The 21,035-nt window shown below is 71.8% G+C and carries 17 protein-coding genes and 1 pseudogene; 12 read left to right on the top strand and 6 right to left on the bottom strand.

The window, feature by feature from the left end:
- Positions 1-268: 268 nt before the first annotated feature.
- The 3 genes and pseudogenes from ACIO1C_RS02560 to ACIO1C_RS02550 all read left to right on the top strand — a co-directional run bounded on the left by ACIO1C_RS02560 (position 269) and on the right by ACIO1C_RS02550 (position 3,412).
- On the top strand, positions 269-715 hold the full coding sequence (locus ACIO1C_RS02560) for a MarR family winged helix-turn-helix transcriptional regulator (protein WP_401857523.1): 447 nt from the start codon (positions 269-271) through the stop codon (positions 713-715).
- A gap of 64 nt (positions 716-779) precedes the next feature.
- A pseudogene (locus tag ACIO1C_RS02555) lies at positions 780-2,165 on the top strand (MFS transporter).
- Positions 2,166-2,350: 185 nt separating this feature from the next.
- Positions 2,351-3,412 (top strand): GNAT family N-acetyltransferase, encoded by a 1,062-nt coding sequence (locus ACIO1C_RS02550; RefSeq protein ID WP_401857520.1) that lies wholly within the window; start codon positions 2,351-2,353, stop codon positions 3,410-3,412.
- A gap of 149 nt (positions 3,413-3,561) precedes the next feature.
- Here ACIO1C_RS02550 and ACIO1C_RS02545 read toward each other — a convergent pair whose 3' ends face one another.
- The gene (locus ACIO1C_RS02545; protein WP_401857518.1) at positions 3,562-5,067 is read right to left on the bottom strand and encodes a phosphoesterase; all 1,506 of its coding nucleotides are present in this window, start codon (positions 5,065-5,067) and stop codon (positions 3,562-3,564) included.
- Positions 5,068-5,275: 208 nt separating this feature from the next.
- On the opposite strand from ACIO1C_RS02545, the gene ACIO1C_RS02540 reads away from it, so the two are divergent.
- The 3 genes from ACIO1C_RS02540 to ACIO1C_RS02530 all read left to right on the top strand — a co-directional run bounded on the left by ACIO1C_RS02540 (position 5,276) and on the right by ACIO1C_RS02530 (position 8,260).
- The gene (locus ACIO1C_RS02540; RefSeq protein WP_401857516.1) at positions 5,276-5,713 is read left to right on the top strand and encodes a hypothetical protein; all 438 of its coding nucleotides are present in this window, start codon (positions 5,276-5,278) and stop codon (positions 5,711-5,713) included.
- A 154-nt stretch (positions 5,714-5,867) separates the two neighbouring features.
- Positions 5,868-6,989 carry a PLP-dependent cysteine synthase family protein gene (locus ACIO1C_RS02535; protein WP_401857513.1) on the top strand — a complete coding sequence of 374 codons (1,122 nt, stop codon included), beginning with the start codon at positions 5,868-5,870 and terminating at the stop codon, positions 6,987-6,989.
- A complete protein-coding gene (locus ACIO1C_RS02530; protein WP_401857511.1) occupies positions 6,986-8,260 on the top strand; it encodes an MFS transporter in 1,275 nt (424 codons plus the stop codon). Before ACIO1C_RS02535 ends, ACIO1C_RS02530 begins: the two co-directional genes overlap by 4 nt.
- Positions 8,261-8,324: 64 nt before the next feature.
- Here ACIO1C_RS02530 and ACIO1C_RS02525 read toward each other — a convergent pair whose 3' ends face one another.
- Together ACIO1C_RS02525 and ACIO1C_RS02520 are read right to left on the bottom strand one after the other, a co-directional pair.
- The gene (locus ACIO1C_RS02525) at positions 8,325-9,065 is read right to left on the bottom strand and encodes a DUF1775 domain-containing protein (protein ID WP_401857508.1); all 741 of its coding nucleotides are present in this window, start codon (positions 9,063-9,065) and stop codon (positions 8,325-8,327) included.
- 15 nt (positions 9,066-9,080) lie between these two features.
- Complete coding sequence (locus ACIO1C_RS02520; protein ID WP_401857506.1) at positions 9,081-9,707, bottom strand: hypothetical protein; 627 nt, start codon at positions 9,705-9,707, stop codon at positions 9,081-9,083.
- 245 nt (positions 9,708-9,952) lie between these two features.
- On the opposite strand from ACIO1C_RS02520, the gene ACIO1C_RS02515 reads away from it, so the two are divergent.
- Positions 9,953-10,420, top strand: coding sequence for a hypothetical protein (locus ACIO1C_RS02515; RefSeq protein ID WP_401857503.1), 468 nt, complete (start codon positions 9,953-9,955; stop codon positions 10,418-10,420).
- Positions 10,421-10,488: 68 nt separating this feature from the next.
- Here the strand turns inward: ACIO1C_RS02515 and ACIO1C_RS02510 are convergent, their stop codons facing one another.
- Positions 10,489-11,337, bottom strand: coding sequence for a response regulator (locus ACIO1C_RS02510; protein ID WP_401857500.1), 849 nt, complete (start codon positions 11,335-11,337; stop codon positions 10,489-10,491).
- Between the two features lie 108 nt (positions 11,338-11,445).
- Here ACIO1C_RS02510 and ACIO1C_RS02505 point away from each other — a divergent pair, with 108 nt between their 5' ends.
- Positions 11,446-13,083, top strand: coding sequence for an ATP-binding protein (locus ACIO1C_RS02505; RefSeq protein WP_401857497.1), 1,638 nt, complete (start codon positions 11,446-11,448; stop codon positions 13,081-13,083).
- Between the two features lie 99 nt (positions 13,084-13,182).
- Here ACIO1C_RS02505 and ACIO1C_RS02500 read toward each other — a convergent pair whose 3' ends face one another.
- Entirely contained in the window at positions 13,183-14,340 is a 1,158-nt protein-coding gene (locus ACIO1C_RS02500) for a lactonase family protein (protein WP_401857494.1), read from the bottom strand.
- Positions 14,341-14,547: 207 nt separating this feature from the next.
- A complete protein-coding gene (locus ACIO1C_RS02495; protein ID WP_401857492.1) occupies positions 14,548-15,228 on the bottom strand; it encodes a TetR family transcriptional regulator in 681 nt (226 codons plus the stop codon).
- A 97-nt stretch (positions 15,229-15,325) separates the two neighbouring features.
- On the opposite strand from ACIO1C_RS02495, the gene ACIO1C_RS02490 reads away from it, so the two are divergent.
- The 4 genes from ACIO1C_RS02490 to tkt all read left to right on the top strand — a co-directional run bounded on the left by ACIO1C_RS02490 (position 15,326) and on the right by tkt (position 20,924).
- Complete coding sequence (locus ACIO1C_RS02490) at positions 15,326-16,306, top strand: zinc-binding alcohol dehydrogenase family protein (protein ID WP_401857489.1); 981 nt, start codon at positions 15,326-15,328, stop codon at positions 16,304-16,306.
- Positions 16,307-16,420: 114 nt separating this feature from the next.
- Positions 16,421-16,849, top strand: a complete 429-nt coding sequence (locus ACIO1C_RS02485) for an ATP-binding protein (protein WP_401857486.1) — start codon at positions 16,421-16,423, stop codon at positions 16,847-16,849.
- 143 nt (positions 16,850-16,992) lie between these two features.
- Positions 16,993-18,480, top strand: a complete 1,488-nt coding sequence (locus tag ACIO1C_RS02480; RefSeq protein ID WP_401857484.1) for a protein kinase — start codon at positions 16,993-16,995, stop codon at positions 18,478-18,480.
- A gap of 194 nt (positions 18,481-18,674) precedes the next feature.
- Positions 18,675-20,924 (top strand): transketolase, encoded by a 2,250-nt coding sequence (tkt, locus tag ACIO1C_RS02475; RefSeq protein ID WP_401857482.1) that lies wholly within the window; start codon positions 18,675-18,677, stop codon positions 20,922-20,924.
- Positions 20,925-21,035: the final 111 nt, after the last annotated feature.

Here is a 21,035-nt window from a genome sequence, read left to right as displayed (position 1 = left end):
CGGCGGGGGGGGGCCCCCCCGCCCCCCCCCCCCCCCAACCCCCCCCCCCCCCGCGGGGGGGGCCCCCCCCCCCCCCCCCCCCCCCCCGCCCCCCCCCCCGCCGGCGTTCACGGCAATGAATTCAGGAACGAATTCAGGAGTGAATTCAGGCTCCATTGCGGGGCGTGGCGATGTCGCGCGAAGTGCCCGTCCGTACAGCCCCGACTACGCAGACGAACTGCGCAGACAAGACTGTACAACTCAACCTGTGCGTTCTAGTGTCGGGTACATGTATGAGAGCCCACGCCTGTCCCCGTCGGCGGTCCAGGCCTCGCGAGAGGTCCGTACGGTCATCAGCCGCCTGCGGCGCCGCATCCTCAACGCCGCCGAGGCCGAGGACATCACTCTCGGGCAGGCGTCCGTCCTGAGTCGGCTGTCCGGCAAGCAGGGCGTCACGGCGAGCGAGCTCGCCGCGGCCGAAGGCGTACGCCACCAGTCGATGACCTCGACGGTCACGTCCCTGACCACTCTGGGGCTGGTGGTACGGCGCCCCGACCCCGGCGACGGGCGCCGGCTGCTCATCGCGCTGACCCCGGAGGGGCACCGGCGGGTGGAGGAGGGGCGGCAGGCCCGGCAGGAATGGCTCGCCGGGGAGTTGCAGGAGCGGTGCACGGAGGAGGAGCGGCGGGCGGTGATCGCCGCCATGGCCGTACTGGAGCGCCTCACCCATGACTGACCAGAAGACGGCGGGGCGCGGCAGGACGGCGCCGGCGGGCTTCGACCGGCGGCTGCTGCCGCCGATGATGCTGGGCTCCGTCCTCAACCCGGTCAACTCGACGATCATCGCCGTCACCCTCATACCCATCGGCGACGCCCTGGGCGCGCCGCCCGCGCAGACCGCGTGGCTGGTCTCGGCCCTCTACCTGGCCACCGCCCTCGGCCAGCCCGTCGTGGGCCGGCTCATCGACATCTTCGGGCCGCGCAGGCTCTTCCTCTTCAGTACGAGCCTGGTCGGCGTCGCCGGTGTGGTCGGCACCCTGGCGCCGAACCTGGGGGTGCTGATCGCCTCGCGGGTCCTGCTCGGCTTCGGCACCTGCGCCGGGTATCCCGCCGCGATGGCGCTGCTGCGCAGCGAGGCCGGACGCACCGGGCAGGACAGTCCGGGCGGGGTACTGACCGCCCTGGCCGTCGCCAACCAGACCATCGCCGTGATCGGCCCCCTGTTGGGCGGTCTGCTGGTGGGGCTGGGCGGCTGGCGCGCCACCTTCGCGCTGAACGTGCCGCTGGCCGCCGCGGCCGTACTGCTGGGGCTGCTGCGGCTGCCCAGGGAAGCCGGCACCGGAGGCTCCACAGCGGCCGGCACCGGAGAGTCCCCAGGTCCAGCCGGGCGCCTCGCCACCCGGCTGGACCTGCCGGGCATGGCGCTGTTCGCCGCGATGCTCGTCTCGCTGCTGCTGTTCCTGATGAACCTGCACCTGCGCGACTGGTACCTGCTGGCGATGGCCGCCGCCGCGAGCGCCACCTTCGGGGCCCGGGAGCTGCGGGCCCCCACCCCGTTCATCGACCTGCGGGTGCTGGGCGGCAACACGCCCCTCCTGATCACGTACGGGCGCGCGCTGGTCGCGTACGTCGTCTCCTACTCCTTCCTCTACGGGTTCACGCAGTAGACGGAGGAGGGCTTCGGGCTCTCGCCCTTCCATGCCGGGCTGGTGCAGATCCCCATGTTCCTGGTGGCCATCGGTGTCTCGATCGTCTCGGGACGGCGCGAGGGCGTGCGCGGCAAGCTGCTCGCCGGCGGGCTCGGCCAGGTGGTCGCCTGCCTGGTGATGCTGACGCTCACCGGGGCCAGCCCCGTGTGGATGCTGATACTCGTCGCCCTGATCTTCGGCCTCCCCCAGGGACTGAACAACCTGGCCCTCCAGAACTCCGTCTACTTCCAGGCCGATCCGGAGCGCACCGCCTCCTCGGCCGGCCTGTTGCGTACTTTCGCGTACGTGGGCTCGATGGTCGCCTCCTCCACCACGGCCGCGTCCTTCGGGCAGCGCGCGGACACCGGCGGCATGCACCACCTCGCCTGGATCATGCTGGGCGCGGCCGTGCTCTACCTCCTCCTGACCGTCTTCGACCGCGCGCTCGGCCGTACGTCCGACGCCGCTTCCAGCACCGCGACGGACGGGGACACCTGAACGAAGGGCACGCCCCGTGGCCCGTACCGCCCCTCCAGGCAAGGGGCCTCGACCGCCGGGTCACCGATGTGGGGGAACCGACGTGCGCGAAATGCCCGCGATCAGACCGTGACGGGACCGGATCCGGCGCGTTTTTTAGAGCACCAGTGCCACACCGATGCCCAGACCGAGGACACGCCGACGGCATGACCGAGCCCACCGAGACACCCACCCACACCCTCCCGGGGCCGCGTACCGCCCCGCTGCCCGCCACCGCGGCCGTCCGGGCGGCCGTGCCCTCCGACGCCGAGGGCATCGTCCGGCTGCGGTCGTCGTACGTCCTCTCCGAGCCCCTGAGCGAGGAATGGGTCCGGCGGTGCACCGACGAACTCGCGCCGCGGCTCGCGCCGGCGGGGGACGCGCGGGCCTGTGTCATCGACGCCCCCGACGGTTCGATCGCCGCCTGCGCCCTCGGTCTGATCCACCCCGTGCTCCCGGCACCGGCCTACCCCAGAGGCCTGGCCGCCCGCGTGCACGTCGTCGCCACGCGGCCGGACGCCCGGCGCCGCGGACATGCCAGGGCCGTGGTGTCCGCGCTGCTCGACCGCCTGCACGCCGAGCACGTCACGTTGTTCGAGCTCCATGCCAGCCCCGAAGCGGCGCCCCTGTATCGCGAGTTCGGCTTCGCGGGCGGGCCGGCGCTGATGCGGATGACGCGTCTCGAAGAACCCGCCGCTCCGAGCCGGCCGGAGAAGGGGGAAAGGGGCGCCGGCTGGATGCCGCCCGAGCAGTACGCCGAGACGGTTCTCAAGGCGACCGCGTTCGCGTGCTTCTACTTCACGGACGAGGACGACCAGCCTCTTCAGTTGCACTCCGTCTACTCTCCCGCGCACCCCTGGCAGCTGGTCGGCGGCACGATGGACCCGGGTGAGCGCCCGTGGCAGACCGCCGTTCGTGAGTGCGGGGAGGAAACCGGCATCACGCCGGCCGGGCCGCCCCGGCTCCTGGCGACGGTGTACGGGCTGCCCGGCGCCGAGTGGCCGTACAGCACGATCGGCTGCGTCTTCGACGGCGGCCGGCTCACCGCGGCGCAGATCCGTGGCATCGTCCTGCAACCGGAGGAGCACGACGAGGTCCGCGTCCTGCCCCTGGCCGAGTGGGAGGCGCTGATGCCCCCTCGGGACTTCGCGCGCCTGAGCGCCCTCGCGGAGGCGCGCCGTACCGGCACCGCCGCGTACGTCGACACCTGGGACTGGGGGGACGAGTGAGCAGCGGTGTCGTGTTGACACCCGCCTCAGCCTCATTCCTCCGCCGGCCGGTCCGGGGCGGCTGACCAGCTGAACCGCGCCGGGAACGGGGTGGGGCCGCCGGCGCGTTGCGGCGGGCCCACCCCGGAGTCCGGTCATCGGTCAGACGACTAGCGGACCACCTTCACGAAGACCGGGTTGGAGTAGAACCAGAGGTCGTCCCACGGGCTCTCCTTGCCGTCCGCCAGCGGCTCGGCCTCGTCGGTGCTCGTGCCGCGTACGCGGGCGTAGAGGTCGCCCTCGACGTCGCGCAGCGTGTGGCGGATGACGTACTCCTTGCCGTCCCTGCGCCAGTCGCGCGGGCCGAACCGTGCCGCCACCTTGGTGGTCGGGTTGGTGTCGGTGTCGAGGCTGGCGCCCGGGCCCGTGATCCGGCCCGTGATCAGGTCGACGCGCCGGACCTCCGGGCGGTCGCCGTTGGCGTTCTTGCCCTCCAGGGGCCGGAACCTGATCTCGATCTCGACGTCGGTGCGGTTACGGCGGCTCACCGTGAGGGTCTCTCCCACGGAGGCCTCGTTGCCGCGGTTGCTGGCGCTGAGGTCGAGGCTGGTGATCAGGTCTCCGGTGCCCACCCAGATCCGCCCGTTGCGCAGGCCGTCCATGATGTCGGCGTAGTCCTGACGCGCCAGCACGTGCGTCTTGCTGTACTCGCCCGGCCAGAAGTCGGAGCCGCCGCGGGTCCAGTGCACGTGCGAGTCGGAGGTCGCGGTGATCCACCAGCGCCGGCCCTCGCCGAGCAGCGAGTCCCAGAGCCCGCCGACACGAGCGGTCATCTGGTCGAAGCCGCCGTGGGTGGGGTAGTTGCTGTAGCCGCCGCGCGCACCGCCGTTGAGCGGGCCCGCCTGGTGGCCGGGGGCGCCCTCGAAGCCGACGTAGATGTCCGGCGCGGCGTTGTTGCCGTTACGGAACTCGCGCGGCGTGTCCTGTCCGTAGACGCCGAGGCCCGTGGCCGACCGCGAGGCGTGGTGGGCGATCACCAGGGGCTTGCGCGGCATGCCCTTCGCGGCCTTCAGGAACTCGACCATCTTGGCCTCGGTGTCACGGCCCGGGTCGGCGGGGAAGGGGTCGTTCTTCGCGAAGCGGCTCTCCAGCTCGAAGAGCTGCTTCGCCTCGTCCGCGTGGTGAGGGATCATCAGGGTGTGGTGGTCCAGCGCGGGGGCGTCGAACTCCATGCCCCAGAACTGGAGAACGCCGGGCACCAGCGTGCGGGAGCGGAGCAGGTCGGGGTACGCCTGCTCCAGGTTCACCTTCGAGTGCGTCGGGCCGCCGTGGTCGGTGCACATCACCCAGCTGAGACCGAAGTGCTTCGCCATGATCGCGTTGGTCACGATCGGGTAGACCGCGTCGCCGCCCTTGACGAACTTCGGCGGGTTGGTCGACGTGTCGAACGAGCCGCTGTACTCCGAGTGCACGTGGTGGTCGCCGGCGCGCCACGCCCGGCTGCGCGAGTCGCCGTGCTTCCCCTGGTCGCGGTCGTCATCGTCGTGGGCCGAGGCCGGGCCGGCACCCACCAGCGGGCTGGCCGCCGCCAGCGTCGCCCCGACACCCGCGTACTTGACCAGACGACGCCGCGAGATCGCCGAGTACTCCGGATCTTCGCTGTTCTTGTTCTTCACGATGAAGCCTCTCGTTCAACCGCTGGGGGGCAACGAGGAGTCTCGGGTGGCAAACCGAACGGAACATGAACAGCGCTCGCGACGATCGAGAACAACACATCCCGGTCCGCGCTTGGCGCGCCGTTGAACTGCGCTTTACCCCGGGGGGAGGCCACGAGCACGTCCGCCGTCCCCACGGTCGGCGACACAAGGTAACGTGTGCGTCACTGTGCGAAGTCGGTCGGGGCATTTCCGTGAGTACGGCAGCTGGGTGGTCGCCCTGGTGCTGGCGGCCCTGACTGCCCTGCTGCTCGGCGCGTGCGACAGCGGCGGTCATCACCGGCTGCTCGACGCGCCCGCCGGCCGTACAGCCGTGTCCGTATCCGTATCCGAATCCGTGTCCGTGTCCGCCTCGGACCCCGCCTCGGACCCCGCCTCTGACTTCACGTCAGGTTGTGCCGACCCGGACCCGTCCTGCGCGCCGGTGGTGGAACAGCATCTCGCCACCCAGCTGGACCAGTACCAGCCCCTCCCGGCGCTCCCCTCGGCGGTCGGCGCGCGGCGGCCCGAGACCAACACACCCCGGTGCGCCGGCACCTCACGGCGCGGGCCCCCCGCCGGCGGAAGACGTGACGTGCTCGGCCGGGTGTGCGTGTCCAGGACGTGACCGGGCCGGACCGCTCTGCCGTACGGCGGCCTTCCGCCGCACGGCGCGCGGTCTGACGACCCCGATCGCTCCTTCTCCGGGCCCCCCGGTGCGCTCCTCGGCAACAGGTGAGCCACCGCGGTGTGCCCCGGCCCGCACGAAAGACATCCGTACGATGACTGAACTGTCCCTGCCCCTCCCCCCGAACCCGCTCAGTGTTCTGGGCGCCGTCGGCAACACGCCGGTGCTGTGGGTCGACGAGCCCTTCGCGACCGCCCCCCATGGGTTCTGGGCGAAGCTCGAAGGATTCAACCCCGGCGGCATCAAGGACCGCGCCGCCGTGTACATGGTCGACCGGGCCCGGGAGCGCGGCGATCTGCTCCCCGGTGCCCCGATCGTGGAGTCGACCTCCGGGACGCTCGGCCTCGGCCTGGCGCTGGCCGGAGTCCTCCTCGGCCATCCGGTGCACCTGGTCACCGACCCGGGCATGGAGCCGATCATGGAGCGGATGCTCACCGCCCACGGCGCCACTCTGTACGTCGTCGACCGGCCGCATCCCGACGGCGGATGGCAGGAAGCGCGTCGCCGGAAGGTCGCCGCGCTCATGGCCGCGTACCCCGGCGCGTGGTGCCCGGACCAGTACCACAACCCCGACAACGTGGCCGCGTACGCCGGACTCGCCGACGAACTCGCCGGCCAACTGCACCACGTCGACGTGCTGGTGTGCGCCGTCGGCACCGGCGGCCACTCCGCCGGGATCGCCCGCGGTCTGCGCACGCGCATGCCCGCGATGCGGCTGGTCGGGGTCGACACCATCGGATCCACGATCTTCGGCCAGCCGGCCAGGACCCGGCTGATGCGCGGGCTCGGCTCGTCCATCTATCCCCGCAACGTCGACTACGGCGCCTTCAGCGAGGTCCACTGGGTCGCCCCGGCCGAGGCAGTCTGGTCCGCTCGGCGCCTGGCCGCACGGCAGTTCGCCACCGGAGGCTGGAGCGTGGGCGCGGTCGCGCTGGTGGCCGGCTGGCTGGCCCGTACGCAGCCGGAGGGGACCCGGATCGCCGCGGTCTTCCCGGACGGACCGCACCGCTACTTCGACACCGTCTTCAACGACGACTACTGCCGCGCCCACGGTCTCCTCCTCACGGAGGGACCCACCGGCCCGGAGACGCTGGTGAGTTCCGGCGCGGCCGAGGTGTCGAGATGGACGCGCTGCACCACGGTCACCGATCCGCTGTCCGCCCGCACCGACGCGGACCCGGGCGCGAGCGCGGATGTGACGGAGGGTCAGCTGTGAACTCCACGTGGAAGCAGGCCCGTTCCTTCGACCCCACCGTGCGGCTTCTGCTGGTGAACCAGCTCACCATCAACCTCGGCTTCTACATGCTCATGCCCTATCTGGCCGTTCACCTCTCCACCACGCTGGCTCTCGGCGCCTGGGCGGTCGGTCTTGTCCTGGGCATGCGCAACCTCTCCCAGCAGGGCATGTTCCTCATCGGCGGCATGCTCGCCGACCGGCTCGGCCACCGCCCGCTGATCATCGCGGGGTGTGCGCTGCGTACGGTCGGTTTTGCCGCGCTCGCCGTCGTCGACACCTTGCCCGGTCTCCTGGCGGCCTCGGCCGCCACCGGTCTGGCAGGCGCCCTGTTCAACCCCGCCGTCCGCGCCTGTCTCGCCGCCGAGGCCGGGGAACGCCGGGTGGAGGCGTTCGCGCTCTTCAACGTCTTCTACCAGACCGGAATCCTGCTCGGTCCTCTCGTCGGACTGGCCCTGACCGCGGTGGCGTTCCCCGTGACCTGTGGGGTGGCGGCGGTGCTCTTCGCCCTGCTGACTCTGCTGCAACTGCGGCGGCTGCCCGGCCGGAAGGGCGCGGCGGGCGCGCCCGGGGCCACGTGGCGGGAACAGGCCGGAACGGTCCTGCGCAACCGCCCCTTCTGGCTGTTCGCCGCCGCGATGACCGGCTCGTACGTCCTGTCCTTCCAGATCTACCTCGCGCTGCCGCTGGAGACGACGCGTCTGGCCGGCGACGGCACGTACGGCACCGCCGCGACCAGTGCGCTGTTTGTCGTGTCCGGCCTGGTCGCGCTCACCGGACAGATGCGTATCACCGCCTGGTGCAGGCGTACGTGGACGCCTCATCGCTGTCTGGTCGCCGGCCTCACCCTCATGGCGACGGCATTCCTGCCCCCCGCCCTCACGGCGAACGCCGCCCCGGCACCTGGCGGTTGGGGAGCGGCGCCGGCCATGGTGTCGCTCCTGGCCTGCGCCGGCCTGCTCTCGGTGGCGACGGCGGTGCTGTACCCGTTCGAGATGGACACCATCGTCGCTCTGTCCGGCGGCCGGTGGGTCGCCACCCACTACGGTCTCTACAACACGGTCTGCGGCGTCGGCATCACCGCGGGAAATCTGGCCACGGGCGCCGTCCTCGACACGGCGCGTGACGCCGGTGCGGCGGCTCTGCCCTGGCTGGTACTGGCTCTTCTCGGGGCGGGATGCGCCGGCGCGGTGGCGGCTCTGTCCCGCAGTGGGAACCTCGGTGTGACGGCGGAGGCGGTGGTACGGGCGTGATGGCGGCCCCCGTATGAGGGAGGTGTGGGTACGCGACAGCCCGCCGCGTACCCACGCCCGGCTTCTAGGCCTGGTTACGGCTCCGTCGTGCCCACCACACTCCCGCGCCGGCGACCAGGACGACCACCACCGCGATCACCGCGACGATCACCGTGGTGTCACTGTCGGAGTCGTCCGCCACGGCCGCCTCGGCGGGCGGCGTCGACGCGGTCGCGGGAGTGGACGGAGCCGGGGACGAGGGGCTGGCGCTCGGCTCCGGCGTCGGGCTGGGGCTCGGGCTCGGGCTCGGGGCGATGGGGGTGGCTCCCGGTGCGGCGGCCTTCAACTCCAGTACGGGCGCCGGGTTGTCCACCTTCTTGCCACCGCTGGGCACCTCGATCCATCGGGAGATCTCCCCGTTGCCGTACGTCTCGATGGTCTTGAACGGCAGCGACCTGGCGTCCGGCAACTGACGCACCGTCACGCTGTGTTCCGCGTCCGTTCCGACCCCGAGCGCGGCGCCGCCGACGGTGTACCCGTCGGCGGTGGCGGTCAGCTTCCACCCCTTGGGGGCGTCCTTGAGTGCCACCGCGTCCGGCGCGATGCCCTCGGGCAGGACAACCCTCAGCTTCTTGATTCCGGCGTCACCGCTCTCGGCCTCCGAGACGAAGGTCAGGGTGACGTTCTCGGCCAGGGCCCGCGCGTCGGACGCGGTCACCTCGGCATGCGCGGCGGCGGGGCCCGCCCCGGCCGCCACGACAACGGCGGCAGCGGCCACCGCCACCACGTACCGCCCCAGGACACGACCGGTGGATGATGTGTTCACGAAGATCGAACTCTCTCAGTACGGACGGACTCGTCCCGCGTACGGGCGGCCCGCCAGGGTCAGGGAAAGGACGTTTCCTGCCCGGCCCGGTGGAGGACCCCTGCGCTCGACCACGTGCGACAGCATCGTCTCCGCAGCAGGCCTGACCTCGGCTTCGCGCGGATCCCGGCGTACGGAAGGCACCGCACACACCGGGATCGCCCAGCGCCCCAACGCCGCCGCGACGAGCGCGATCCCCGTCCTCGCCCAGCGGCCGACCGTACGGGGCAGCCCGCTCAACGCCCTGTCCGCGCGGTACATCAGCAGCGCCACGGCGACAGCCGCCGTGCCGTGCGCCAGCGTCATCACCGTCGGGCCGTGGTGCGCCTCGTAGCCCAGGCTCGCGGCCGTGTGCGCCCGCGCATGGTCGTGGGCCGGCGCGGCGGGTGCGGACAGCGCCGAATGCAGGACGAGCTGCGCCCCGCACGTCGCCGTGGTCACCGCCCACCACGAACGGGCCCTGCCCGTTCCGGCGGCGGACACCGCCCCCATCACGACCGCGATGACGGCCAGCCGCGACCAGGGGACCGGCTCCTCCGACGCCAGATGGTGCCCGACGGCGGCGAGCACGACGCTGATCAGCGTGAATACGGCAGCTCTCACCCATCGGCCGTCCGGCCCGAGCCGCTGCGGCCGACCAGACGCACGTCCTCTGGGCGGGTTCATGACGCGCTCATCATCCACGGCCGCCCGCCGGCCCGGCGCCCGGCCCTCGGTTCCCGGCGGACGAAGCCCTCCTCGTCGGTCTCCCTCCGCCCCGACCGCCCGAGCCGCTGAACACGCGCCCGGCGGTATCCGTATCCCTTCACACGCCACGACTCCGCCGATCTTGTGAAGGGGACACCACGGTGACCGCCCGCCGCCCGCACACCGCTCACAGCACCCTGCTCCTGGCCGTGCTCGCTCTCACCTCGCTGACCATGACCACGGCCTGCTCGGCCGACGAGAAAGGCACACCGCCCCCCGCACCACGGGCGAGCGAGACACCTACGGCCGCCCCCGCGAACATCGAGAGGATCGCGGCGCTGACCGGCTGCGAGGCCGACATCCGTACCGACGCGGACGAACTCCGGGAAGGCGTCTGCGTCACACCGAAGGGGAGCTGGACCGTGACGACCTTCCCCGCCGAGAAGTTCAAGCGGACGTGGCTGGAGGCGGCCGCCATGTACGGCGGCACCTACCTCGTCGGACCGCGCTGGGCCATCGGCGGCAAACCGGAGCTGCTCGCGCAACTCCGTACCAAGGTCGGCGGGAATCTCCAGAAGCTGCGCGACATGAACGCCCCGCCCGTCACGTCCCCGAGCCCCACCCCCTGAACCGCTTCGTGCGCGGCGGGGCCGTCGGCTGCGCGGCGGGACCTTCGGCTGTACGGCGAGGCCGCCGGCTACGAGCGCGGCAGGGTCGCGGTGTCCAGGAAGAAGGAGTCGATGCCCTGAACCGCGGTGATGAACTCGTCCAGGTTGACGGGTTTGGCGACGTACGCGTTGGCGTGCTGGCGGTAGGCGCCTTCGATGTCGTCGGGTGCGGCGGACGTGGTGAGGACCACCACCGGGATGGTGCCCAGGGCCGGATCGTCCTTGAGGACCGCCAGGAGCTCCCTGCCGTTCATCCGCGGCATGTTCAGGTCGAGGACGATCAGGTCGGGCCGTTCCGTGCCCGGGTCGCGCAGGTGCTCCAGGGCCGCGATGCCGTCGGTGACCTGGGCGATGTTACGAGCCATGCCGCGCGCGACGAGAGCCTCCTCGATGAGCAGCGCGTCGGCGAGGTCGTCCTCGACGAGGAGCACGCTGTAGGGGCGGTCGATCGAGAAAGGGTTCACGGCTGAGCTCCTGTGCTGGGTGGAGGGAAGGGGGCGTGAGGGGGGCTGGGCGGTGAAAAGGAGCCCGGGCCAGCGTCGGCGGGCACCCTGCCGGGTGATGCCCCACGCGTCGCCGAGCTGTGGATAGTTCGCACCGGCCTGCGCCGCCACGGCTGCCTGTTCGCGCGCGCACCGCTCCACGGCCCGGCTCAAATAGGACAGGGCCCGCAGCCGGTCCAGCTCCGACAAGGCGTCGTGGCCGGGTTCATGGGTCGCCGTCGGCGTCCGGTCACTCTCTCCCTCTCCGTCCGGGGGCCGTCCTTCCGGGGTCCCTCGGGCCTGTGTCGCCAGCTGGTGTGCCAACGCCCTCACCGCCTCTTCGGCGAGGCTGGTCAACACATGGTCGTCGGACACGGGGGCAACGTGGGGGACCATGGGAGAACCTTAACCAGGCGCCGCCCTCGACAACAGTTGTTGTCAGGCAACGGTACGCTGACCGCGCCCGCGTCAGCCGCCGGGGGTGACCGCGAGGAAAGCGTGGACATGAAGATTACGGGCAAGGGCCACGCCACAGTGGGCCGTGCGGTGTCGGGATGGACCACACGGCGCTGGCTGGTCACCGGCACCTCGCTGGCCCTGGTGGTGCTGCTCGGGCTCTCGCTCTGCGGCGCCTGGGTCTTCGCGCGCTCCACCGCCATCAACAACCGGCTGGTCGACCGCTCCAGTCCCGCTCTGATCGCCGCCGTGCAGCTGGAAAGCGCCCTGGTCAACCAGGAGACCGGCATAAGGGGTTACGGAATCACCGGAGCGACCGACTTCCTTGAGCCGTATCGGAACGGTCTGGCGCTCGAGCGATCCTCTGTACGGCGGCTCCAGGCCCTCAGCGGCGAGGACACGGTCGCCGCGCACGACCTCGCCGAGGTGGACGGCCGGGCCCGGCAGTGGCAGTCGCGGATCGCGAAGCCGATCGCCGAGTCCTCCGCCCCCGTGCCGCTGGCCCGGGAACGTGCGGAGGAGGGGCGACGGCTCTTCGATTCCCTGCGTACGGCGCTGTCGGCGCAGCAGAAGCACCTCCAGGCGGCGCGGGCCGGGGCGCGCGCCGACCTCCAGGGCGCGAGGACGTTCCGTAACTGGACCTTCACGGCGATGGCCCTGGTCATCCTGGTGCTCGCGGGTCTTGTCTTCGTCGGCCTGCGCCGGGGGGTCACCTCTCATCTCGACCGGCTCTCGCTCGACGTACGGAAGGTGGCCGGCGGGGACTTCGGCCACTCGGTGTCCGGGTCGGGGCCGGCCGACCTGCGGCTGCTGGCGGCGGATGTCGAGTCCATGCGCACCCGGCTCGCCGCCGAGCTGTCGTTCAGCGAGACCGCGCAGGCCAGCCTCGCCTCGCAGGCCGAGGAACTGCGCCGTTCCAACTCCGAACTGGAGCAGTTCGCGTACGTCGCCTCGCACGACCTCCAGGAACCCCTTCGGAAGGTGGCGAGTTTCTGCCAGCTCCTGGAGCGCCGCTACGCGGAGAACCTTGACGACAGGGCGCGGCAGTACATCGCTTTCGCGGTGGACGGGGCCAACCGGATGCAGGGGCTCATCAGCGATCTGCTGGACTTCTCGCGCATCGGCCGCCTGCTGACCGATCACGTGGACGTCGACCTGGACGAACTGTTCGACCGGACCGTCGATTCTCTCGGCCTGGCCATCGAGGAAGCGGGCGCCGTCGTCACGCACGACCCGCTGCCCGTCCTCCAGGGGGAGAAGACGCAGCTCGGCATGCTTCTCCAGAACCTGATCGGCAACGCCGTCAAGTTCCGGTCGGCCGACCGGCCCCCGGTCATCCATGTCGGCGTCCGGCGGGCGGAGGAGGGATGGGAGTTCGCCGTCACGGACAACGGCATCGGCATCGCGCCCGAGTTCGCCGACCGCGTCTTTGTCGTCTTCCAGCGTCTCCACACGCGCGAGCAGTACTCCGGCAACGGCATCGGTCTGGCGCTGTGCCGCAAGATCGTCGAGTACCACGGCGGGAGCATCACCATCGACCACACACACAGCCCCGGCACGCGGATCGTGTTCACCCTCGCGGACACCGCCGACGCGGGGGCGGCACCCGACCCCGGTCAGGGCCGGGGCGTACTGCCGCGCCCGGCGCAGGCCAGGGCCGTCCTGCCGCACCCCGCCCAGGGGTAGGGGATCCGGCCGCGCGCCCGGGTGGGCGGCGGGGCGCCGGCCGACCGCGCGGCTCCGTCCGGGCAGCTGCGTCCGGTCGGCTGACGCCCCGGGGCCGGGTCAGAGCGCGACGATGCCTTCGCCGCCGACTCCGTCGGGCACCTCGGTGGTGCCGATCCTGGTGAGCGCGCCGTCCCGGCCGATGCGGAAGGCGTCCACGGCGCCCGCGCCGCCGGTCTGCACGTAGAGGTAGCGGCCGTCGGGGGTGACGGACGCGTCGACCGTGCCGGTGCCGGTGGCGGTGTTCCCCAGGGGTTCGAGGTCGCCATGGCGCGTCTGGCGGAAGCGGGAAACGGTGTTGCTGCCCGCGTTGGAGACGTAGAAGTGGTCACCGGCGCGGACGACCCAGCAGCTCGCCTGCTGGCCGGTCGGGGTGTCGTCGACGAGGACGGCTTCGCCGTCCTCCCGCAGGCCGAAGGTCAGGACGCTGTTCTCCGCGCCGTCCGCGACGACGAGGCGGTGGTGCGCGTCGAAGGTCAGCCCGAACGGCTGGGAGCCCTCCTTGCTGCTCACCGCGGGCTCGGCGGACGGCGCGCCCGACGGCGCGAGGGGGAAGACCTCGATGCTGTTGCCGCCCAGCTTGGTGGTGACGACGAGCCGCGATCCGTCGGGGGTGAACGCCACCTGGCCCGGGGTGTGGGTGAACTCCGGCGCGGTGGTGGTGTCCAGGTCCAGCTCCCGGTGCCAGGCCGGGACCGGGTGCAGCCGGCCGTCCTCCAGCCGGTAGCCCTGGATCGAGCCGCCCTCGCGCCCGTTGAGCACGTACACCCGGTCCTTGTGCGCGGCGACGCTGACCGGGAACACCCCGCCGGAGGTGATGACCTGCTCGCGGTGGAGCCGGTCACCCTCGACCGAGAACACGGTGACCGTGTTGCTGCCGGCGTTGACCGCGTACAGCAGCTTGTGGTCGGGGTCGTACGTCAGCGAGCCCTGCGAGGCGAGGTGGTCGACGACGGAGCCCGCCAGGACACCGCCCTTCCCGCCGGTGCCGTAGACCGTACGCTCGTGGAGCGACCCGTCGGCGTGGCGGCGGTAGGCGATCACCTGGTTTCCCGCGACACGGTCGTTCTGGACGAACACCGCCTTGCCGTGATCATGGGCGGTCGGAGCGGACACGGCGGGCGTCGCGGTCGCGGGCACGGCGAACGCGGCGGTCGAGAGGACCACGGTCACGGCGACCTTGAGGGTCCGGGCGAATCTGTGGGTGGTGGTCGGCATCTGCCTTCTCCTGAGTCCGGCCGGCCGGGCGACTCCTGCGGAAAGGTGAACACGCAGCCGGCAGAGCGCGTCATTCCGCCGTCATCGTCAAGCGGGGGTGACCCGGATCGAGGCACCCCGCCCACGGGGTACCTCATTAGGATGATCAGACAGCGGCGAACGGTCGCACGTCCGCCGTCTCCCGGGCGCTCAGCAGCTCCGGACCGGTCAACGCGTACCTGAGCCCGCCCGCTCCGCCGACTCCGTCGTCCGGGAGAGTCCGATCGCCGTCGCTTCGAGGAGGTGGCGGAGCTTCGGGGCGAAGTCGAGGGCGACGTGGGCCCAGCGCGGTTCCTGTTCGTACAGGGCGGCGAGCGTCGGGGTCGGGTGTGACACCTGCCAGAAGCCGGCCGCCAGTGTGAGTGCCGTGGCCAGCAGGCCCTCGATCTGGTCGAGCGTCATGCTGCCCGCGCGCTCCAGCGCGCCCGCGATCTCGTCGTACGCCGCGAAGGAGTTGGTCTTGTACCGGCGGGCCCGTTCGATGTCGACGTCGCCTTCGAGCGACAACGGGACGTGAGTCAGCAGGTCGCAGAAGACCGGCAGGGAGGCCAGAGTCTCGGTGAGTACCGCCGCGATCTGACGGGGGCCGAGGTCGGTGTGATCGCCCAGCTCGTCCTTGATCGCGTCGCGCCACCGGCCCCACCCCCGCTCGGCCAGCTCAAGAAGCAGCTCCTCCTTGCTGGCGTAGTAGCGCCGCACGCCGGTGCGGTGCAGGCCCGCGCGTTCGGTGACGGGCGCCAGCGTGATGTACCGGACGCCGCCCAGCTCCAGCGCGAGCGTCTCGGCCGCCGCCAGCAGGTCTTCGGAGCGGCGTGTCTTGTCCTCGATCGATCGGGCTCTGCGGTGCATACGGAGACTATAACGCTCACCGGGTGCGCTAAACCGGGCCCTGTGTTACGTTCGCCGTAACGCATCACTAGGAGCGTTACGGAGAAGAGGGACACCCATGAAAGCCGTTCACGTCACACGATTCGGCGCCCCCGAGGTGCTGGAAGCCGTCGAGCTGCCCGATCCTCGGCCGGGGCCCGGACAGGTGGCGATCGACGTCAGCCACGCGGCCGTCGGGCTCATCGACGTCTTCTTCCGCCAGGGGCTCTTCAAGGACCAGGAGGGGCTGCCCCGGCCGCCGTTCATCCCCGGCCTCGAGGTAGCGGGCACCGTACGTGCGCTCGGCGACGGGGTGACCGGCCTCGCGGTGGGCGAGAAGGTGGTGACGCTCTCCGCCACCGGGACGGGAGGCTACGCGTCGGTGCTCGTCAGCGACCAGGCTCTTGTCGTGTCCACCGAGGGTTACGACATCGATCCCGCCCTCGCCGTGGCGGCTGTCCCCAATGCGGCGATGGCCCACCTCGCGCTGACCGGCGTCGCCCGCATGTCCGCGGGCGAGAGCGTCCTCGTCCACGGCGCCCTGGGCGGTTTCGCCTCCGCTTTCCCCGGGGTCGCACGACAGCTCGGCGCCTCACGGGTCGTCGGGTCGGTCCGTACGAGCAAGCTCGGGGCGGCCTCCACGACCAGGCTCCCGTACGACCGAATCGTCGACTCCGCCGAACTGCCCGACGCCCTCGACGGCCAGGTCTTCGACGTGATCATCGACCCCGTGGGCGGTGAGGTCCGCGCCCGGAGCCTCGATCTGCTGGCGCCGTCCGGCCGCCTCCTGCTCGTCGGCAACGCGAGCGGCGACTGGGGCCATCTCCTCGACAGTAACCGGCTCTGGCTGGGTGGTCTCACCGTCTCCGGGTTCTCGGCGGGCTCGTACCTTCCGACCCACCTGGACGAACTGCGGCCCGCGGCCGAAGCCGCGCTGAGGGCGGTGGCGGACGGCCTGGCCCACACCGAGGTGGACGTCCTCCCGTTGGCCGACGCCGTGACCGCGCACGAGCGGATGGAGAGCCGGTCGGTCGGCGGCCGCATCGTCCTGACACCCTGAGCGACCCCTCCCCTCACCGCCGATCCGGCCCCCGCCCAGGATTCCGGTTGCGCCGAGAGCGGTGACCTTCGTCTCGCGGGGTAGTCGATGGCCGATGACGAAGGGAGGTCGCACATGCCGGACGACATGTCATTGAGAGCGGTGGGGTGGGCCCAGTCCTTTCCCGTGTCGGGTGGGGTGCGGGCGGGGCGCCACTGGGCGCGCGAACACCTGGACGCGCTGGGATGGACCACCGAGGCACCGGACACGGTGGACTCGGTGCTGCTCACCGTCTCGGAGCTGATCACCAACGCTCACGTCCACGCCCGGAGCACCGCGCAGCTGATCCTGACCTGGGACAGCCTCTGTCTGCACGTCAGCGTGCACGATTCCGGGTCGGGGCAGCCCGTGGTCCGTACGGCCGGTGATTCCGAGCCCTCGGGGCGCGGCCTGGCCATCGTGCACGCCCTGGCCGACAGCTACGAGACGCGGACCCAGTCCGACGGGAAGACCGTCATCGCGTGTTTCTACCCCCCTGACCGGCCCGTACGGCATGAAGCATGACCGTGCGACGCGGCCGCGAGAGCTGACACGGCCGTCGCGGGCCGGCTGAACCGCCCCCTCCAGGGGGCCACTGAACAAAGCCGCCGGACACGGCGGCCGAGCACGAGGTGTCGGAGAAGCGAGAAGAGGCATTCCCTGTGTTGGTGGCCGGGCGGTACCGGACGAGCGATCAGCTCGGCCGCGGCGGGATGGGCGAGGTCTGGCGTGCGCGGGACGAGGTGCTGGGCCGCCCTGTGGCGGTCAAGCTGCTCAGACAGCGGGACGCCGACGCCGCCGCGCTCGCCCGCTTCGAGCTGGAGGGGCGCACCGCGGCGCGGCTGAGCCACCCCAACGTGGTGGCGGTGTACGACAGCGGCACCGAGGCCGACCGTGGATACCTGGTGATGGAACTGGTCGAGGGGCACAGCCTGGCGGAGGAGTTGCGCGTCAACGGGCCGACTCCCCCCGCGGCGGCGGCCCGGATCGGGAGCCAGGTCGCCGCGGGTCTGGCGGCGGCGCACCACGAAGGCGTGGTCCACCGGGACGTGAAACCGGCGAATCTGCTGCTGGCGCCCGACGGCACCGTCAAGATCGGCGACTTCGGGATCGCCCGCTTCGCCGATCACTCCACCACAGAGCTGACGATGAACGGCCAGGTCATCGGCACCAGCGCCTATCTGGCACCGGAGCGCGCCCTGGGGCGTCCCGCGGGTCCGGCGGCGGACATGTACGGACTGGGCTGTGTGCTGTACGAACTGCTCACCGCCCGTCCGCCGTTCCGCGCGGACACACCGGCGGTCATGGTCTACCGGCACGTGGAGGCGATTCCCGACCCTCCGAGCCGCCGCGGCCCCGCACTGCCGGGTGAGCTGGACGATTTTGTCCTGCGCCTGCTGACCAAGGACCCGGCGCGACGGCCCACCGCCGAGGAGGCCATCAGCTTCCTCTCGGCGCCGGAGGACTGGATACCGGTCGGGCGGCGGACCGTACGGGCACCGATGGCTGTCCCCCAGGACGTCCCGCCCGCCCACACCACTCTTCTCTCCGGGATGCCTGGCGTGACCGGGGTACCTGGCGTGCCCGGGGTGCCTGGGCTGCCCGGAGGGCCCGGTGACAACACGCGGACGCGGCCCGACCGGCGCCGGCCGCCCGGCCACGCGGGACAACGCCGCCGGTCGGTGCTCCTCGGCGCGGCCGTCACCGCGCTCTCCGCGATCGTCGTGGGCGTGGCCGCCAAGTCGTCGTCCGACGGCCGGCACGAGGATCCCGTGTCCCCGCCGCATTCCTCCGCGACCGAGGCCACGCGCCCGGCGGGAGAGTCCCCGAAGGCCCGGCCCGCGACGGGCGATGCGACGGTCCCGCCGTCGGCGGAGGCACCGGAGGGCGCGCCGGACGGCGCGGCGCCCGACAGGTCGGACGCCCCCTCCGTACCGACGGAGAAGACTCCGCGCGAGAAGAAGACGGCGGAGAAGACGGCCGGGAACGCGACCGCCCTCCCGTCGGACCCGCCTCCCCCCAGCGCGAATCCGTCGTCGCCGAGGCCCACCCCGTCCGGCACTCCCCCTCCCAGCGCCACCGCGCCCCCCACGGCGACGGCCACCGCGAGCGACCGGCCGGATCCCGACACCACACCGGACACCGCACAGCAGTAGACGGGACGTCAGGATGAGCGATTCGACGGCAAAATAACCGTTCTGGTGGAAAATGTCCGCCATCATGTCGAGAAAGAGGAGCAGGAGTGGCCCCCCGGCGTGCGCGCGGCGCCGGGGGTGCGAACCGCATCAAGGAACCGGGGCGAAGCCCCGGTGTCCATTTCGCACGGAGCGGCATTCAAGGAGAGCACGGCATGGCGAATGAGCGATCCCAGTCCAGCGGCCCGGCGGGCCGCGCCCCTGAACTGGCCCTGCCCGTAGCCGGGCAGGCCGGATGGGACACCGTGGACGTACGGGCCGTGGACACCGTACGGGTCCTGGCGGCCGACGCGGTCCAGAAGGTCGGCAACGGCCACCCCGGCACCGCGATGAGCCTGGCGCCACTCGCGTACCTGCTGTTCCAGAACGTGATGCGGCACGACCCGGCCGACGACCAGTGGCTGGGCCGGGACCGCTTCGTCCTGTCGTGCGGGCATTCGAGCCTGACCCTCTACATCCAGCTGTACCTGGCCGGGTACGGTCTCGAACTCGACGACCTGCGACAGCTGCGGACGTGGGGATCGGCGACTCCCGGCCACCCCGAGTACCGGCACACCCGGGGTGTCGAGATCACCACGGGCCCGCTGGGCCAGGGCTTCGCGAGCGCGGTCGGGATGGCCATGGCGGCCCGGCGGGAACGGGGTCTGCTGGACCCGGACGCGGCCCCCGGCAGCAGCCCGTTCGACCATCACGTCTACGTGGTGGCTTCCGACGGCGACATGATGGAGGGCGTCACCTCCGAGGCCGCGTCCCTGGCCGGCCATCAGGAGCTGGGCAACCTGGTCGTCGTCTACGACTCGAACCACATCTCCATCGAGGACAACACCGACATCTCCTTCAGTGAGGACGTGGCCGCGCGGTACGCGGCCTACGGCTGGCACGTACAGACGGTGGACTGGACCCGCACCGGCGACTACGTGGAGGACGTCGACGCGCTGCTGGCCGCCGTGAAGGCCGCGAAGGCGGAGACCTCCCGGCCCTCGTTCATCCTGCTGCGTACGATCATCGGCTGGCCCGCGCCCACCAAGCGCAACACCGGCAAGGCACACGGCTCCGCGCTCGGCGACGAGGAGGTCGCCGCGACCAAGTCCCTCCTCGGCTTCGATCCCGACCGTACGTTCGCCGTCGAGGACGACGTACTGGCCAGGACCCGGGCGGTCGGCGAGCGGGGCCGGGAGGAGCGGGCCGCCTGGCAGTCCGGCTACGACGCGTGGCGCCAGGCCAACCCCGAGCGTGCCGTGCTGCTGGACCGGCTCCTGGCCCAGCGGCTGCCCGACGGCTGGACGCGGGCGCTGCCCGAGTTCCCCGCCGACGCCAAGGGCATGGCCACCCGCAAGGCGTCCGGGGAGATCCTCACCGCGCTCGCCCCCGTGCTGCCGGAGCTGTGGGGCGGTTCGGCCGACCTGGCGGGCAGCAACAACACCACGATGGAGGGGGAGCCCTCGTTCGTGCCCTCCGAGCGGCAGACCGAGGAGTTCCCCGGCGGCCCGTACGGGCGGACGCTGCACTTCGGCATCCGCGAGCACGCCATGGGCTCGATCCTCAACGGCATCGCGCTCCAGAGCCTGACCAGGCCCTACGGCGGTACGTTCCTGACGTTCAGTGACTACATGCGGCCCGCTGTCCGGCTCGCGGCGCTGATGAAGCTGCCCGCCACCTACGTGTGGACCCACGACTCCATCGGACTCGGCGAGGACGGTCCCACGCACCAGCCGGTCGAGCATCTGGCCGCGCTGCGGGCCATCCCCGGCCTGGACGTCGTACGGCCCGGGGACGCCAACGAGACCACCGTGTGCTGGCGGACGATCCTGGAACACACCGACCGGCCCGCCGGGCTCGTCCTGACCCGCCAGAACCTCCCCGTCGTCGACAGGGCGGCGGGCGACGCGCCGGCGGACGGGGAGAGCGGTCCTTACGCCCCGGCCGAGGGGGCCGCCCGCGGGGGCTACGTCCTGGCGCACGGGTCCGGGGACGTACCCGACGTGATCCTGGTCGCGACCGGATCCGAGGTGCAGATCGCTCTGGACGCGCGGACCCGATTGCACCGGGAGGGCCTGTCCGTACGGGTCGTGTCCATGCCGTGCCGGGAATGGTTCGCCACCCAGCCCGACGCGTACCAGGACGAGGTGCTGCCGCCGGCCGTGCGGGCGCGCGTGAGTGTGGAGGCCGCGGTGGGGCAGGGCTGGCGCGAAGTGGTCGGCGACGCCGGCCGTATCGTCAGCCTGGAGCACTACGGGGCGTCCGCCGACTACGAGCGCCTGTACAGCGAGTTCGGCATCACCCCCGAGGCGGTCGCCGCCGCCGCGCACGCCAGCATCCGGGACGCGGCGGCGCCGCCGTACCCCGGCGGACACCAGCGGACCGCCGCGCCTTCCGAAGGAAGCACCGGCGACCTGTCGTCCTGATCCGCGCGGCCGCGCCGCGGTCGGTACTGTCTTCCGCTCCGAACCGCCGGGAATCGGTTCGGAGCGGAAGACAGTGCTCTGTTGACTTCCCCATCTAGTGCAGATTCACTA

Origin of the sequence: Streptomyces sp. NPDC087420, from assembly GCF_044744165.1 — a bacterium.
In the GTDB taxonomy this organism is placed as follows: Bacteria; Actinomycetota; Actinomycetes; order Streptomycetales; family Streptomycetaceae; genus Streptomyces.
The sequence above is the reverse complement of the archived record's forward strand: the minus strand, read 5'-3'. Positions and strand labels throughout refer to the sequence as shown.